The 14,721-nt window shown below is 65.2% G+C and carries 16 protein-coding genes; 11 read left to right on the top strand and 5 right to left on the bottom strand.

Annotation, left to right across the window (positions count from 1 at the left end; translation table 11 throughout):
• Positions 1-343 (bottom strand): recombinase family protein (locus SPDO_RS15845; protein WP_143559682.1); only part of this gene is annotated, 343 nt, incomplete at its 3' end.
• Between the two features lie 232 nt (positions 344-575).
• Here SPDO_RS15845 and SPDO_RS15840 point away from each other — a divergent pair.
• Genes SPDO_RS15840 through SPDO_RS15825 form a run of 4 tightly spaced genes read left to right on the top strand, consistent with a single transcriptional unit; the run spans position 576 to position 3,660 of the window.
• Positions 576-941, top strand: a complete 366-nt coding sequence (locus SPDO_RS15840; protein WP_206379054.1) for a DUF305 domain-containing protein — start codon at positions 576-578, stop codon at positions 939-941.
• A 1-nt stretch (position 942) separates the two neighbouring features.
• Positions 943-2,382, top strand: coding sequence for a YncE family protein (locus tag SPDO_RS15835; RefSeq protein WP_088368484.1), 1,440 nt, complete (start codon positions 943-945; stop codon positions 2,380-2,382).
• Between the two features lies 1 nt (position 2,383).
• On the top strand, positions 2,384-2,893 hold the full coding sequence (locus SPDO_RS15830; protein WP_088368483.1) for an RNA polymerase sigma factor: 510 nt from the start codon (positions 2,384-2,386) through the stop codon (positions 2,891-2,893).
• Entirely contained in the window at positions 2,890-3,660 is a 771-nt protein-coding gene (locus SPDO_RS15825) for an anti-sigma factor family protein (protein WP_058733713.1), read from the top strand. Before SPDO_RS15830 ends, SPDO_RS15825 begins: the two co-directional genes overlap by 4 nt.
• A 51-nt stretch (positions 3,661-3,711) precedes the next feature.
• On the opposite strand, the gene SPDO_RS15820 is transcribed toward SPDO_RS15825, so the two are convergent.
• Positions 3,712-4,224 (bottom strand): MgtC/SapB family protein, encoded by a 513-nt coding sequence (locus SPDO_RS15820; protein WP_076718490.1) that lies wholly within the window; start codon positions 4,222-4,224, stop codon positions 3,712-3,714.
• On the bottom strand, positions 4,221-5,288 hold the full coding sequence (locus tag SPDO_RS15815) for a molybdopterin-dependent oxidoreductase (protein WP_088368482.1): 1,068 nt from the start codon (positions 5,286-5,288) through the stop codon (positions 4,221-4,223). The genes SPDO_RS15820 and SPDO_RS15815 overlap by 4 nt, the downstream gene beginning before the upstream one ends.
• 146 nt (positions 5,289-5,434) lie before the next feature.
• Here SPDO_RS15815 and SPDO_RS15810 point away from each other — a divergent pair, with 146 nt between their 5' ends.
• The 7 genes from SPDO_RS15810 to SPDO_RS15780 all read left to right on the top strand — a co-directional run bounded on the left by SPDO_RS15810 (position 5,435) and on the right by SPDO_RS15780 (position 12,806).
• On the top strand, positions 5,435-6,307 hold the full coding sequence (locus SPDO_RS15810; RefSeq protein ID WP_088368481.1) for a LysR family transcriptional regulator: 873 nt from the start codon (positions 5,435-5,437) through the stop codon (positions 6,305-6,307).
• A complete protein-coding gene (locus SPDO_RS15805; RefSeq protein WP_088368480.1) occupies positions 6,304-7,455 on the top strand; it encodes a TDT family transporter in 1,152 nt (383 codons plus the stop codon). Before SPDO_RS15810 ends, SPDO_RS15805 begins: the two co-directional genes overlap by 4 nt.
• An 89-nt stretch (positions 7,456-7,544) precedes the next feature.
• Positions 7,545-8,780 (top strand): molybdopterin-dependent oxidoreductase, encoded by a 1,236-nt coding sequence (locus SPDO_RS15800; protein WP_088368479.1) that lies wholly within the window; start codon positions 7,545-7,547, stop codon positions 8,778-8,780.
• A gap of 12 nt (positions 8,781-8,792) precedes the next feature.
• Entirely contained in the window at positions 8,793-9,275 is a 483-nt protein-coding gene (locus tag SPDO_RS15795) for a c-type cytochrome (RefSeq protein ID WP_021224435.1), read from the top strand.
• A gap of 134 nt (positions 9,276-9,409) precedes the next feature.
• Complete coding sequence (locus SPDO_RS15790; RefSeq protein ID WP_088368478.1) at positions 9,410-9,985, top strand: recombinase family protein; 576 nt, start codon at positions 9,410-9,412, stop codon at positions 9,983-9,985.
• The gene (locus tag SPDO_RS15785; protein ID WP_088368477.1) at positions 9,982-11,754 is read left to right on the top strand and encodes an HsdM family class I SAM-dependent methyltransferase; all 1,773 of its coding nucleotides are present in this window, start codon (positions 9,982-9,984) and stop codon (positions 11,752-11,754) included. Before SPDO_RS15790 ends, SPDO_RS15785 begins: the two co-directional genes overlap by 4 nt.
• Entirely contained in the window at positions 11,751-12,806 is a 1,056-nt protein-coding gene (locus SPDO_RS15780) for a BsuBI/PstI family type II restriction endonuclease (protein ID WP_088368476.1), read from the top strand. Before SPDO_RS15785 ends, SPDO_RS15780 begins: the two co-directional genes overlap by 4 nt.
• Here the strand turns inward: SPDO_RS15780 and SPDO_RS15775 are convergent.
• Together SPDO_RS15775 and SPDO_RS15770 are read right to left on the bottom strand one after the other, a co-directional pair.
• Complete coding sequence (locus SPDO_RS15775) at positions 12,803-13,927, bottom strand: nucleotidyltransferase-like protein (RefSeq protein WP_088368475.1); 1,125 nt, start codon at positions 13,925-13,927, stop codon at positions 12,803-12,805. The two genes, SPDO_RS15780 and SPDO_RS15775, sit on opposite strands and share 4 nt — an antisense overlap.
• A complete protein-coding gene (locus SPDO_RS15770; protein ID WP_088368474.1) occupies positions 13,927-14,556 on the bottom strand; it encodes a Cap15 family cyclic dinucleotide receptor domain-containing protein in 630 nt (209 codons plus the stop codon). Before SPDO_RS15770 ends, SPDO_RS15775 begins: the two co-directional genes overlap by 1 nt.
• Between the last annotated feature and the right edge of the window lie 165 nt (positions 14,557-14,721).

The following is a 14,721-nucleotide window of genomic DNA, read 5'->3' as shown; positions in this document are numbered from 1 at the left end:
CCATTTCCGCGACCGAGGCAAGGATATGGAACAGCAGCCGCCCCGATGGCGTGGACGTGTCGAACCCATCCGTCAGCGACCGGAAATCGACCTTGCGCGCCGAGAGGTCGGCCGCCAGTTCGATCAGGCCTTGGATCGAGCGGCCCAACCGATCGAGCTTCCAGATGACCAGCGTGTCGCCGGCCCGCACGAAATTGAGGGCCTCGATCAGGCCGGGCCGGTTCAGCTTCGCGCCGCTAACCTTGTCGGTGAACAGCTTTTCGCACCCGGCTCTGGTCAGCGCATCGGTTTGCAGCGTCAGGTCCTGATCGGACGTCGAGACACGCGCATAACCAACCAGCATGAGTCCCGTTATCCCAACTCGAACAGCGAATTTCGGGACTCATATTTCGGGAACATATTTTGGGAAAGCTCCGGCGTTCATCGGGCGCATTTTTATGCTGGTCCGATCCGTCCCGTTGGAGGTTCCCAATCGGGAAGGCTGATAACCGGCTCACCCATGGAATAAACCCGGACGAGCGTCGTCTATGCTTTCAGGACTGATGCGCCGGAGGCTTATGCGTAGACGATATTGGATGCTCGGTCTGACTGCTTCGGCCCTGCTCACAGGCGCAGTCGCGGCCGCCCCTGCCGGTGGTTACGCCAGCATGGTGGCTGCCGCGATGGACCGGATGATGGCGGGCATGATGGTCAAGCCGTCCGGCGACGTCGACCGCGACTTCGTCACGATGATGCTTCCGCATCATCAGGGTGCCATCGATATGGCGGTGGCGGAGCTTCGCTACGGCCACAACGAGCAGCTCAAGCGCATCGCGCAGGAGATCATCATTGATCAGCAGCAGGAGATCGCCGCCATGAAGCTGGCGATCGGTCAGCCGCTACCCCCTTCGACGCCAGCCCCGACGCAGGGCGGCGACCACCACAGCCATATGGAGCACTGACATGATCCGGACCATCCTTCGATCGGCCGCCTTGCTGATGAGCGCCGCACCGGGGATCGCCATGGCCCAGCAGGCGCCATGGAACGCCAGGGACGTACCCGTCAGCCACCGCGACCGCGTCTATGCGTCCGAACAATTCTCCAACACGGTGTCGGTGACGGACCCGGCCGACAACCGGCTGCTCGGCGTCATCAAGCTGGGCGATCCCCAGCCGATGAACTTTTCGCCGCTCTACAAGGGACAGGTGCTGGTCCACGGCCTCGGCTTCTCGCCGGACGGGAAGACCTTGGCGGTCGTGTCGATCGGATCGAACGCCGTGTCGTGGATCGACACCGCCACCAACACCGTCAAGCACACGACCTATGTCGGGCGCAGTCCGCACGAGGCGTTCTTCACGCCAAACGGCAAGGAGGTGTGGGTTACGGTACGCGGCGAGGACTATATCGCCGTGCTCGACCCTACGACGTACAAGGAGACGGGGCGCATCAAGACGCCCGGTGGTCCGGGCATGACGATCTTCTCTCCCGATGGCCGGTACGGCTATGTCTGTTCGTCGTTCAATCCGGTGCTGGCCGTGTTCGATGTCGCGACCCACGCGCAGGTCGGACAGGTGGCACAGCCAAGCCCGTTCTGTCCCAATATTGCCGCGACGCCGGACGGCAAGCAGGTGTGGTTCACGCTGAAGGACATCGGCAAGACGGTCGCATTCGATGCGAGACCACCCTTCGCGATCCTGAAGGTGCTGGATACCGGGCCGATCACCAACCATGTCAACTTCGCCCGCACGGCCAAGGGGCAGTTCGCCTATGTGACGGTCGGCGGAGAGAATGCGGTGAAGGTGTTCCGCACATCCGACTTCGCGCCCGTCGCCACCATCCCGGTCGGCAAGATGCCGCACGGTGTCTGGCCATCGGGCGACGGCCGGCGCATCTACGTCGGGCTGGAGAATGCCGATGAGCTCGCCGCGATCGACACCGCTGGCAACACGGTCGTTGCCACCGTGCCGGTCGGACAGGCACCGCAGGCGATCGCCTATGTGTCGAACGCAGTTCCGACAGGCCCCGGCACCGACAATCTCCAGCCGCTCGGCACGGCCGGCAAGGCGTTGCATCTGACCATGGGGCCGATCGGCGGCAAAGGTACAGCAAGCAGCATCACCCTCTTCGACCAGGGCATAATTCAGGTCGTGCAAAGTGCCGTTACCGGTTTGCAGCCCAAAAAGCCTTACATGCTCGTGCTGACCGCCAATGCGGACGGCAGTGGTGCGGTAGAGCCGCTTGCGAACTTCATGAGCAACCCGGCAGGTGCGGCGATCGTCAACGCATCGGGTCCGATCCGGCAGATCGTTCAGGGCAGCACCGCGACGCCCCGCCGCTTTCTGGCGGTGGCGGAGGTGGTGAACGGCGCGCCTGGACGCATCGTGCAGGTGCAGCGCGACTGAAATGGACCCTCTTGCCGCCGCGATCGAACCCCTGATCCCCGGCCTGCGCCGCTATGCCCGGTCGTGGCTGCGCGATCGGGCGATGGCGGACGACGTGGTGCAGGATTGCCTCGAGCGCGCGGTCGGGCGATGGCGACAGCGGCGCGGGGTGGAGGTTCGCCCATGGGTCTACGCGATCCTGCACAATCTGTTGGTCGACCATCAGCGGCAGCGTAGCCGGCGAGGCACGGCGGTTCCGCTCCACCTCGTGGATGACGCCGCGCTCGGCCGTCCGGCCGATCAGGACACAGGCCTGCACCACCGCGACCTGCTGCGCGCGCTTGATGCGTTGCCTGAAGAGCAGCGAACGGTGCTGCTCCTCGTATCGGTCGAGGGTCTGCCCTATGCGGAGGTCGCTGCCGTCGTCGGCGTGCCGCTGGGCACGGTGATGTCGCGCATATCGCGGGGGCGCGACCGTCTGGCGACACTCCTCCGGGAGGGTGAACGGCCGCGATTGAGGAGCGTGCAATGACCAGCCCGATCGGCGAGGACGATCTGGCCGCATGGATCGATGGCAGGTTGTCGCCCGAGCGGCAGCGCCTGGTTGACGCCTACCTTAAAGGCCAGCCGGATCTGCATGCCCGTTTGCGGGAGCAGGCGGAGCAGGCGCGAGCCCTTGCATCCCTGTTCACCACGATCGCGGACGAACCCATTCCGGCGACGATGCGCGTGGCAGCGATCAGGGGACGGCAAAGGCAACCGCGTTGGCAACTCGCCATTGCCGCGTCACTTCTGCTGGCGTTGGGGTTTGGCGGGGGCTGGTCGAGCGCGCGGTGGAGCGGTGAACCCCGCGCGGGCATCGCGGCGCTGGCCAACGAGGCGAGTGACAATTTCCGTGTCTATGCCGCCGACCGGATACGACCGGCGGAAATCGGCCCCGACCAGCGCGCCATGCTGATCCGGTGGACCTCCGCCCGACTGGGTGAGCGCGTCACCATCCCGGACCTCAGCACAGCCGGCTATCGCTATGGCGGGGGGCGATTGGTCGCGACGCCTCACGGCCCTGCGGCACTGCTCCTCTACGACGGACCGCAAGCGTCGAAACTCGCGGTGCTGACGAGGCCTATGCAGATCGACAAGACCGCGAGCATGACCAGCACGTCCAGCGGGACCATGGGCCGGGTCACATGGGCGGTTGATGGGATCGGCTATAGTGTGGTGGGCGAGCGACCCGCGGCCGAGTTGCATCCGATCGCCGACGAGGTCCGGCGCCAGGCCGATGCGGCGTTGGTGTCCTGATTGCACCTTGCCGCTTCCCGACGCTGACAGGCACCGGGCGGTCCAGCGGGATCACGGCTTGCGCTCGACATCCTTCCTGTCGGCCTCAGCCGGCGTCAGGCGAGCCCGCTCGCGGATGCGGCGTTCCAGCGGCGCACCGACGAACAGGACGAGCATTGCAAGGCTCACCCCGCCGATGATGAGCGGCCACACTGCCAACCCCGCTGCCGCGCCGATCGTGGCGGTGACCCAGATGCACGCGGCGGTCGCGAGGCCATGCACCTCCTGACCCTGGCCGACCCGCAGCACCGCACCGGCACCGATGAAGCCGACGCCGGACAGAATGCCCTGCATCGCCCGTCCTGCGGCATCGGCGTTCACGTTCGGCAAGCCACTATGCACGATCGCCTGCACGGCGATGCAACTCGCCAGACCGACCAGACCCAGCGTCCGCAGGCCCATGATCTGCCGGTTCTCACGCGAGCGTTCCCAGCCGAGCACCATCCCGGCCGCGGTCGCCACCACCAGCCGGCCAATCGCATCGATCCAGAAAGCGACGTCCGGTGCCGCTGATGCTTCGATCATTCGACCAGCACGTGAACGTGATGCCAGGCGGTGCACAGATAGCCGGCGAAATTCCACATCGTATCCGGCCGCTCGGGCTGTCCCTGCCCGGTCTCGTCGAAGGCACGGGCGACAAGGTGCTGGCGTCCCTTGGCAAGTGTGGCGTCAAGGATCCAGCGCCGCCAGCCCCAGCGCGTCTCCGGATCATCGGCGAAGGTCGCCTGTTGCCAGTCGCGACCGCCGTTCACCGACACTTCGATCCGAGAAATACGGCGGTCATAGGCAATGGCATATCCCTCAATCCGCACCTCTCCGGCGGCCAAACTCTCGCCCGCACCGGGCGAGCAGATCGCGGCGTTGAGCGGCATGGCGTTGATCGTCAGACCCTGGCTCCAGTCGACGGTGTCGCTCGTCACATCGGCGGGAAACAGCTTGTAGTCGTGCGCCTGGATCGGTGCGTCGGAAGGCGTGTCTCGCACCTCGATCCGTGTCAGCCATTTGGCGCTGCGCACGCCTGCATAGCCCGGCACCACCATGCGGAGCGGGGCGCCATGTTCGGGCGTCAGCGGCTCGCCGTTCATCGCCCAGGCAATGAGGACGTCGGGTTGCCGCGCCTTGTCCATGGCGATCGAGACCCCGAACAAGGCTTCTTCGCCCTCCACGTCCACCTCGTCGGCGCCGGTGAACGCCACGAACAGGTTGGACGCATCAGGCGCGCCAACTGCATCGAGCACATCGGCCAGGCGTACGCCGGTCCACTCCGCATTGCCAATCGCGCCGACATCCCAAGGATCGCCCGACGTCTTGCCGACCTGCTGGAGGTCCGTGCGCCGGTTACCCGCGCATTGGAGCACGGCTGTCACCGAGTGCGTGGAAAACGTAGCTTTCAGTTCTTCCACCGAGAAGAAGCGGCTCGCTATGCCCGTCCCGCTCACCTCGATCCGATGATTGGCGGGCAGATCCGGCACTGGCCCGTGGCTGCGCACGTAGAACAGCGCCTGCGGCGTCAGGAACCGCTCGATCAACGCACCGGGCGTCGGCTCGGCGTTGTAGGGATCGGAACTGCGCTCGATCATATCGGTCATGGACGATCAAACGTCGCGGGCCCGCGTAACGCTTCAAGTCTTCGAGACCTTCGCAGACGAAAGGCTGCCGATCATTCCGATATCCAGATTGGAATGACCATATCAAACGGTTGGTCGTATCGATCAAGACGCGCGATATATGCTGCATGACCCTGGAGCAGCTCAGAATATTCGTCGGCGTCGCGGAGCGCGAACACGTCACCAAGGCAGCGGAGGCGCTGAACGTCACGCAGTCTGCTGCCTCCGGCGCGGTTGCGGCCCTCGAAGCGCGCTACGGGGTTCCTCTGTTTCACCGCGTCGGGCGTGGCATCCAGCTGACCGAGGCGGGCCGCGGCTTTCTGGAGGAAGCGCGCGCGGTGCTGGGGCGGGCAGCGCATGCCGAGACGATGCTAGCGGACTATGCCGGGCTTGCGCGTGGTTCGTTGCGGATCGTCGCCAGCCAAACGATCGCGAGCTATTGGTTGCCGGCAAAGCTCGCCGCCTTCCACGAACGCCACCCGCAGATTGCGGTCGAGCTGGCGATCGACAACACCGAGGGCGCGGCAGCGCAGGTGCTGAGCGGCGCGGCGGAACTCGGCTTTGTCGAGGGCGAGGTGGATGAACCGGCGCTCGCCCACTGGAAGGTCGGGCGTGACCCGATGGTGCTGGTCGGCCGCGAGGAAGCCGAACGCATCGACGAGGCCTGGCTGCGCACTGCACGCTGGATCGTCCGTGAGCAGGGATCGGGTACACGCTCGACCTTCGAGGACGTGCTGCGAACGCGCGGGTTTGATCCGGCCCAGCTGACGATAGCGATGACGCTGCCGTCCAACGAGGCGGTGCGCACCGCCGTTGAGGCCGGTGCCGGCGTTGCCGTCTTGTCGCGATTGGTCGTCGCGCGCGCGCTCAAGGCCGGCGATCTGGTCGAGCTGCCGCTCGGGCTGCCCGACCGCGCCTTTCACGCGCTGCGCCACAAGGAACGCTATCGCACCCGCGCGGCCGACGCGCTGACGGATCTTATCAAGGAGCAGGTCGCATGACTGCCGACACGCACTCCGTTCTCAGCGGCCTCAAGCCGCTCAGCCGGCTCGATCACCCCCGCGAGATGATCCGCCAGTTCACCCCCAACTGGTTCGCCGCGACGATGGGCACGGGCATCCTTGCCCTCGCGCTGCCGCAGGTACCCGGCATTGGACCCTTGCTGAAGCCAATTGGCGAGGTGTTGTGGTTCTTCAACATCGCGCTCTTCGCGCTGTTCGCCGGCCTCTATGGCGCTCGCTGGGCGATGTTCGGGCACGAGGCGCGGCGCATCTTCGGGCACAACACCGTGTCGATGTTCATCGGGACCATTCCGATGGGGCTGGCGACGATCATCAACGGCTGTCTCGCCTTCGGCATCGCGCGGTTCGGAAATGGCATCGTGCCGGTCGCGCATATCCTGTGGTGGATCGACGTCGCCATGTCGCTCGCCTGCGGCGTGCTGATCCCCTACCTGATGTTTACCCGCCACGAGCACAGCCTGGACGGCATGACCGCCGTATGGCTGCTGCCGGTCGTCGCTGCCGAAGTGGCGGGCGCCAGCGGCGGGCTGCTCGCGCCGCATCTAACCGATCCTCATGCGCAGCTAGTCACGCTTGCGACCTCCTATGTGCTGTGGGCCTATTCGGTGCCGGTCGCGTTCGGGATCCTCGCCATCCTCATCCTGCGCATGGCGCTCCACAGGCTGCCGCATGAGAGCATGGCGGCGTCCTCCTGGCTGGCGCTGGGACCGATCGGCACGGGTGCTCTGGGCATGCTGGTGCTCGGGGCGGACGCGCCGGCGATCCTCGCGGCGCACGGGCTGGCCGGTGTCGGTACCGTCGCGGAAGGGATCGGCGTTGTGGCCGGACTCTGCCTGTGGGGCTTCGGCCTGTGGTGGCTGGCGCTCGCGACGCTCATCACCATCCGCTACTGGCGCGCCGGCGTCCCGTTCAACCTGGGCTGGTGGGGCTATACCTTTCCGCTCGGCGTCTACACCGTCGCCACCTTCCGCCTAGGCACGACGCTGAACCTCGGTTTCTTCGGTTTCGTCGGCACGGTGCTGACAGTCGCGCTTGCGGCGATGTGGCTGCTCGTCGGCGCCAAGACGCTGGCCGGCGCATGGCGCGGCAACCTGTTCGTCTCACCCTGCATCGCCACCCCGAACTGATCCGCCATGATGATCGGATCAGTCGGTCCGATCACTTGCAGAACGCCCCTTCGATCCGCCAGCGTGACTGGCCACAGGAGAGCCTTGTCATGGACAATTTCGACGCCGGGCTGGCGAGTGAGACCAGCCGTCGCCGCTTTCTCAGGCATGCCGCGCTCGGTACCGTCGGCCTTGCCGCCGCGCCTGCGCTGGCGCAGCAGCTCGTCGACCTGAAGCTGCCCGGCGGCAATGCCGAACGGCCGATGACCAGCGCCTTTCCCGGCAAAGGCAGCATGATCCTTCAGCGCGTCCATCCGCCTTTGCTGGAGACGCCGATGGAGGTGTTCGACAAGTCGGTGTTCACCCCCAACGACCAGTTCTTCGTCCGCTGGCACTGGGCCGATATCCCGACCTCGATCGATGTCGAGACTTTCCGCCTCAACGTCTTCGGCCACGTCAATCGGCCGCTGTCGATCAGCCTCGCTCAGCTGCTGCGCCTGCCGCGGGTCGAGATGGCGGCGGTGAACCAGTGCTCGGGCAACAGCCGAGGGCTGTTCCAGCCGCGCGTCGCCGGCGCGCAATGGGGCAATGGCGCGATGGGCAACGCCAAGTGGCTCGGTGTGCGCCTGCGCGACGTGCTCGACCTCGCCGGGGTCAAGGCAGGCGCGGTGCAGGTGCGCTTCGGCGCTCTCGATCAGCCGGTCGTGGCGGGCGCCCCTGACTTTGAGAAGGCGCTCGACATCGACCATGCCCGCGACGGCGAAGTGATGATCGCCTTCGGCATGAACGGCGAGCAGCTGCCGCTCCTCAATGGCTTTCCCTGCCGGCTGATCGTGCCGGGCTGGTACTCGACCTATTGGGTCAAGATGCTGAACTCGATCGAGGTACTGCCCGGCCCCGACGACCAGTATTGGATGGCCAAGGCCTACAAGATCCCCGCGACGCCGGGCGCGAATGTCGCGCCCGGCGCCAGAGACTTCCCGACTGTCCCCATCAACCGCATGATCCCGCGTAGCTGGATGACCAGCCTGCCCGATGGTCAGGCGATCGCCTATGAAGCGTCGATCCCGGTCGGCGGCATCGCAATGGGCGGCGACTGCGGCGTCGCCAAGGTCGATGTGTCGTCGGACGGTGGCCGCACCTGGTACAGGACGACGCTCGGAGCGGACGAAGGAAGGTACAGCTTCCGGCGCTGGGACGGGCGGGTGCCGCTGAGACGCGGGCCTAACCCCATCATGGTGCGCTGCTGGAACACCAACGGTGTCGCTCAGCCGATGAAGCCGATCTGGAATCCCGGCGGGTTCATGCGCGGCAATATCGAGACCACCACCATCATCGCGGCCTGAGGAGCGAGTAGCATGAAGACCCCGTCTCCCGGCATCATGGCCGCTGGCCTGATCGGCCTGACCGGCATTATCCTCGTCTCGATCGGGGCGCCGAGCAGCCGCAAGGCGCCTGCCCCGATCTCCGAGACATCCGAGCCGGCACCGCCCACCAGCGTCTCAGCCCGCGGCTTTTCGCTCGCCTCGACCAGCGTCGACCTGCCGGTCGATGACGCTACCTACCCCGATGGTCCGCACGCCGACGTCATCAACGCCAACTGCACTTCGTGCCACTCGGCCAGCATGGCGCTAACTCAGCCTGCGCTATCGGCGGACCAGTGGAAGGCGACCGTCACCAAGATGCGTGAGGTGTACAAGGCGCCGGTGGCCGAGAAGGACGTTGACGCGATCGTTGCTTATCTCACCGCTATGCCGAGCCAGAAAGCGGCACCCGCAACCGGCAAGGCACAGGATCCCGACCCCAAGGTGGCTCCTGATGTCTCAGGTGGAACCGGATAACCGATCTACTTCCATAATCCCGAAATACCATCCCAATCGGGACGGTGTCGGAGCCGTCCGGTTTTGACGCTGCAGACCCGACCACCGTTTTCCAAGGGTTTGCGCGTGTCAGAATCCCGTGTCAGAACACCGACATGCAAATCGGCTATGCGCGGGTGTCCCGCGGCGATCATCAGGACCTCGATGCACAGGTCGCCGCGCTCGCTGCGGCGGGGTGCGATCCGATCCTCCGCGAGGAAGCCTCAGGCGGCCAGACTAATCGGCCTGAATTGGCGCGCGCGATCCGGAGCCTGCAGCCGGGTGACGTGCTGGTGGTGTGGAAGCTCGATCGCTTGTCGCGCTCACTTCGTGACCTCCTGTTCACGCTGGAGGAAGTCGCGGCGGCCGGTGCCGGATTCCGATCGCTGACCGAGGCCGTTGACACGACGACACCGGCGGGACGATTGATGACGCAAACGCTTGGCGCCTTCGCCGAGTTTGAGCGCGCCATGATCCGCGAGCGCACCATGAGCGGGCTGGCACACGCGCGCCAGGCTGGACGTTTGCTGGGTCGCCGGCCGAGCCTCACCCGGCAGCAGCGCGCCGAGATCGTCGCCAAGGCAGAATCCGGGCAAGGATCGCCGGCGCAGCTCGCCAGCCTGTTCCGTGTTTCGCGATCAACCGTGCAGCGCGTGCTTCGCGACCACCGCAACCGATCGGCCGTAGCATGAGCCTTGCCCCTGCCCTGCTCCGCGACCTGGCTGCAGACCTCGATGCGCAACGCTACGAGCTGGCCCGCGCTCGCCAGCTTGCGCGGGCCTGGGCGGAAACGCTGCCCGAACCCCGACGTCGGGACATGGCCGCGCTGTTCACACGCGCTGCGATCGACACCTATCGCGTCGAGGCCCGACCCCATGCGATCCTCAGTCCACCGTTCGCGGTGCCCTATGGCCGGCTCGATCGCGCGGTCGCCGAGCTGGCTGCTGTGGTGGGGCGTGAGGCCGCGCCGTTGCCGATCGCCGAGGCGGTCTATTTCCTGACTGGCCTCTACACAACCCTGCTCGCGGCACGGGAGCGCGGAGCGATGGGGGCATTCTACACCCCGCCTGCGCTGGCGAACCGGTTGCTCGACATGGCCGAGGAACAAGGGATCGACTGGACCCGTGCGCGCGTGCTCGATCCGGCGAGCGGTGGGGCTGCGTTTCTGTTGCCTGCAGCCGAACGGATGATCGCTGCGCTTCCCGCGGCCGAGCCGGCGATCGTACTGCGGCAGATCGCCACCCGCCTGACCGGGCTGGAGCTGGACCCCTATGCCGCGGGCTTTGGGCAGAATGCGATCGAGCTGCTGCTGGCGGACGTGACCACCGCTGCAGGGCGCCCCGCCCCGATCGTCGTGCGCGTCGCCGACACGCTTGAGGAGGCGCCCAGCGCCCGCTTTGACCTAGTGATCGGCAATCCCCCATATGGGCGCATCACCCTCACCCCCGAGCAGCGCCAGCGGTTCGCACGCGGCCTCTACGGTCACGCCAATCTCTACGGCGTGTTCACGGACATCGCCGTGCGCTGGACGAAGAAGGGCGGGACGATCGCCTATCTGACGCCGACCAGCTTCCTGTCGGGGCATTACTATTCCGCACTTCGCGAGCTGATCGCCAAGGAGGCGCCGCCCGTCGCGATTGATTTCGTCCATGCCCGGCGCGGCGTGTTCGAAGACGTGCTGCAGGAGACGTTGCTGGCGGCCTACAAGCGCGGCGGGAAACCGGGCCGCGCCCAGGTCCATTATGTCGAGGTGGCGAACGAGCGCGAGGCCCGCGTCATCCGGAATGGTACGATCGGTCTGCCTTCCCCCGCCTCGCAACCGTGGCTCGCGCCGCGCGAGCCACGGCATAGCGCCCTGATCGCCAAGGCCGAGATGATGCCGTCTCGGTTGGCTGATTGGGGCTACCGTGTCTCGACGGGGCCGCTGGTATGGAACCGCTACAAGGACCAGATGCGGCTCCGTCCCGCGCGTGGGGCGCATCCGCTGATCTGGGCGGAGGCCGTATCTGCGGATGGTCGCTTCGCCTTCCGGGCCGAGAAGCGCAATCATGCGCCCTATTTCAAGATCGAGCGCGGCGACGCCTGGCTGCTGGTCGAGGAGGCGTGTGTCCTCGTCCAGCGCACCACCGCAAAGGAGCAGGCGCGTCGCCTGATCGCGGCGGAGCTGCCGGCGGACTTCATCGCCCAGCATGGCGGCGTGGTGGTTGAGAACCACCTGAACATGGTCAGGCCATGCGCGCGTCCGGCGGTGTCACCGGCGACGGTCGCGGCAGTGCTGAACAGCGCGATCGTCGACCAGCTCTTCCGCTGCATCAACGGCAGCGTCGCGGTGTCGGCGTTCGAGATGGAGGCGTTGCCCCTGCCCTCACCCGCCGCGATGAAAAAGGTGGAGACGCTGGTCCGCCGCGGTGTCGCCATCGAGGACGAACTGGCGCGCCTCTATGGGCAGGTTGCCCTATGACGCCGCTGCTGACCCGTGAGGAGGTCCATACCCGGCTGCAGGAGATTTTCCCTGATGGGGCGCCCAATCGCGCCTATCTAACCCGGATGCTGGCGGCGAGCACGGTGTTTGTCGCCCTCTATATCGACGCGGTTGAAGGCAGCGGGACGTATCTCGGTCCCAAGCACGTCTATCGCATGACCGACGAACAGGCGGCGCGTACCGATGCTGCAGACCGGGCCAGCTATGCGACCGGCGTTCTGCGCACCGGTAGTCAGGTCGAGGGGCGACGCTGGTATCAGGACAATACTCGCGAGCCGATCCGCGACGAGACGTTGCGCGAGGGGCTGGTGGCGATCGGCGCGGTGACCGAGCGCACCGATCTTGCCACCACGTCGAGCAAGCCGCGCTATGCGCTAAAGGCAGGCTTTGCCGCTTTGTTCGACCCGGGCCTCGCCGGCGAAGTGCTGCAGGCCCGGATCGCGGCGTGGCAAGCCGAGGCGTTAAACAAGGGTGCGCTCGCCCGGCTAGCGATCGTTCGACGTGGTGCCGGCGTCAGTGCCGACCAAGTGCTGGTCACCTTCCCGAACGGCGAGACGCGCCGGATGAAGCCCGGCCCCAGCTCGGAGATCACCAAGGCGGTGGTCGAGGTGTTCGCTCCTGCCTTCCTCGCCGATCCCGCCGTTCTTTTCCTTAGCGAGAGCGGCAACAAGGTAGTCGCGCGCGACGACGAACTGGCGCGGTCGATCGGTCTTGCCATCCAGGCCGATCGGAACCTGCCCGACACGATCCTCGTCGACCTCGGGCCGACACATCCGTTGCTGGTTTTCGTCGAGGTGGTCGCGACCGATGGCCCGATCAGCGAACGCCGAAAGGAGGCGCTTGAGGCGTTGGTCGCCGAGACGGGTTTCCCTGCCGAACACGTCGCGTTCGTTACCGCCTATCTCGATCGCAGCGCCGGGCCATTCAAGAAGACGGTCGATAGCCTCGCATGGGGCAGCTACGCCTGGTTCGCGGCCGAGCCGGAGCGGCTGCTAATATTCAGCGATGCCCCACGCTCGCTTGGCGGCTAGGCAGCCGCGGGGATGTAAGCCTTCCGCAACGCCTCGTCGATTTGCAACCAGCTAGGCTCCCCAAAGGATACACCGGCGAGCTGTTCGCGCGCGACCTCTTTGGCGAGATTATCCATCTCGACCGAAATTGTGCTCAACCCGGCAAACTTCGCGTCAGTATCAAGGATGCACCGCGACCCGTCGGGCGTCCGGAGCTGCTTCGCAGCGTCTTTGTTGTGATAACACCAGTCTAAAAACCGTTGCGTCTCGCGCAGGATTGCCAGTTCGTAAGTATACCCCGAGCGTAATGCATTCTGATCGGCGTGGTAGAGCAAGCCGGCGATATCGAAGCTGGGTAGCTTGGCTGCACTCGTCTCATTTTCGGCATCGTTTTTAACGTTTTTCGTGAGCCGAATGGCCTTTTTGAGTCCGCCGAGCACCGATGTGTCGCGATCGTGAACCCGCTTGATGTGAAGGAACGGGAGATTTCCGAGTGTTTCGGGCACTGTCTTGTTCAAGATCGTGACACCCCGGTCATGTTCTTGAAGGGACGACTGATAGGCGGCGTTATCCTCCCAATGCGACGGCACCACATCGACCGGTCGCGCGAGCGAGCCACCTGACAGCGCAATGCATTTACCCCCTGAGCAATCTACCTTTGCAGCGGGATAGGCCGCTTTAAGCACTCGCTCCGCCTCCCGTCGCAATTCCAGCAAAACGCCTAATGAGGTCAGAGTTGACGAACCGTAGGTGCTAGCCCGGCTGCCATACGGATTGTAGGTCAGAAAGCGCCCGTCCAAGGTCAGGAGATCCACGTCGCTGACGCCGCGAATGTGGACGTCTAGCGGAACGGAACCTTGGAGACGGAACGACACCGACATGGGCAAGTTGGTAACGAGCTGCTTGCCGACCCGCTCGGCCGTCTCGATCGAAATCTGCGTGTAGCGGTCGCTGACCGCCTGCATCGCCCCGAGCGCATAGCGGGTGTAAGGCTGCGACGTTGCGCGCTTCTCCCACGACTCGGTCATGAGGCTCTTGGTGAGGACTTCATTGATCGAAGCGGTAGCGACGCGATCGAGCCGATCGGTTCCCTTGCGACGGCTGTTCAGTTGCGTCAGACGATCGTTGATATTCCGCGCCATTACGCGACCTTTCTTGTCAGCTTGAGCTTGCCCCAGGTGTTCCGGCCGCGGCCGTTGAAATACTCACCGGTCGCGCTGTTCTCGCCGGTTGCGAATGTAAGCTCGGCAAAACCGTGGTGAGCCGCTAACGACGTCTCGCCAATCCTGGGGCGGTTTTCGTAATGATAGAGCAGTCGGTAGCCGACAGCTTCGTCATGCAGCAGGGCGGCGGCGATGCTGTCGGAAACAGATTGTTCGGTTTCGAGGTGAACTCGGAGTTTATCCCAGGACTGAACGATCTTGACCGTGCCGGACCAGGTGATGTTCGGCTCTTTCTCAAGCGTCACGCCTTCGCACGACCAGGTTCCCGCTAGGTTGGGCACCTTCAACATGCGGGCTACTGCCGACAGCTTCCAAATGTGACGACTGAACAGCCAGTAGAGAGCGCCATAAACCGTACCCGCGCCAACCAGCGACATGACCACCGGAGGCACATTGACGTCTAGGGCGTAACGCTTCGCCAGATCGACAGCGGATAGCAGGACGAAGACGATCACTGCGGAGATCGCCGCGGCGCCGACTTGCAGCCAACGACCTACGCTTGCCCGGTTAAACCCTTCGAGGAGAGCATATTCGTGCTCTAGCTTCATAGCCCCCTGCCTTCACCCGTGCCCCCACGGATTAGCCTAAGTCTGGAATGTGGGGGCACACCGAACATCGGACAAGTGTTCCCGTAAAGTTCTTTCCCAACGCGTCCGTCCCGGACCGCGCTCTATCTACGCTGCGCTCCGACCGAGCCGCCTGTGGCGTCTGGT

This window comes from Sphingomonas dokdonensis, assembly GCF_002197685.1.
Lineage (GTDB): Bacteria > Pseudomonadota > Alphaproteobacteria > Sphingomonadales > Sphingomonadaceae > Sphingomonas > Sphingomonas dokdonensis.
This window is presented reverse-complemented; position numbering and strand designations above follow the sequence as displayed.

Excerpts from the sequence above, each read along its gene's own strand:
- SPDO_RS15840 (WP_206379054.1), top strand. The coding sequence starts at position 576 with ATGCTCGGTCTGACTGCTTCGGCCCTGCTCACAGGCGCAGTCGCGGCC.
- SPDO_RS15835 (WP_088368484.1), top strand. The coding sequence starts at position 943 with ATGATCCGGACCATCCTTCGATCGGCCGCCTTGCTGATGAGCGCCGCA.
- SPDO_RS15830 (WP_088368483.1), top strand. The coding sequence starts at position 2,384 with ATGGACCCTCTTGCCGCCGCGATCGAACCCCTGATCCCCGGCCTGCGC.
- SPDO_RS15825 (WP_058733713.1), top strand. The coding sequence starts at position 2,890 with ATGACCAGCCCGATCGGCGAGGACGATCTGGCCGCATGGATCGATGGC.
- SPDO_RS15820 (WP_076718490.1), bottom strand. The coding sequence starts at position 4,224 with ATGATCGAAGCATCAGCGGCACCGGACGTCGCTTTCTGGATCGATGCG.
- SPDO_RS15815 (WP_088368482.1), bottom strand. The coding sequence starts at position 5,288 with ATGACCGATATGATCGAGCGCAGTTCCGATCCCTACAACGCCGAGCCG.
- SPDO_RS15810 (WP_088368481.1), top strand. The coding sequence starts at position 5,435 with ATGACCCTGGAGCAGCTCAGAATATTCGTCGGCGTCGCGGAGCGCGAA.
- SPDO_RS15805 (WP_088368480.1), top strand. The coding sequence starts at position 6,304 with ATGACTGCCGACACGCACTCCGTTCTCAGCGGCCTCAAGCCGCTCAGC.
- SPDO_RS15800 (WP_088368479.1), top strand. The coding sequence starts at position 7,545 with ATGGACAATTTCGACGCCGGGCTGGCGAGTGAGACCAGCCGTCGCCGC.
- SPDO_RS15795 (WP_021224435.1), top strand. The coding sequence starts at position 8,793 with ATGAAGACCCCGTCTCCCGGCATCATGGCCGCTGGCCTGATCGGCCTG.
- SPDO_RS15790 (WP_088368478.1), top strand. The coding sequence starts at position 9,410 with ATGCAAATCGGCTATGCGCGGGTGTCCCGCGGCGATCATCAGGACCTC.
- SPDO_RS15785 (WP_088368477.1), top strand. The coding sequence starts at position 9,982 with ATGAGCCTTGCCCCTGCCCTGCTCCGCGACCTGGCTGCAGACCTCGAT.
- SPDO_RS15780 (WP_088368476.1), top strand. The coding sequence starts at position 11,751 with ATGACGCCGCTGCTGACCCGTGAGGAGGTCCATACCCGGCTGCAGGAG.
- SPDO_RS15775 (WP_088368475.1), bottom strand. The coding sequence starts at position 13,927 with ATGGCGCGGAATATCAACGATCGTCTGACGCAACTGAACAGCCGTCGC.
- SPDO_RS15770 (WP_088368474.1), bottom strand. The coding sequence starts at position 14,556 with ATGAAGCTAGAGCACGAATATGCTCTCCTCGAAGGGTTTAACCGGGCA.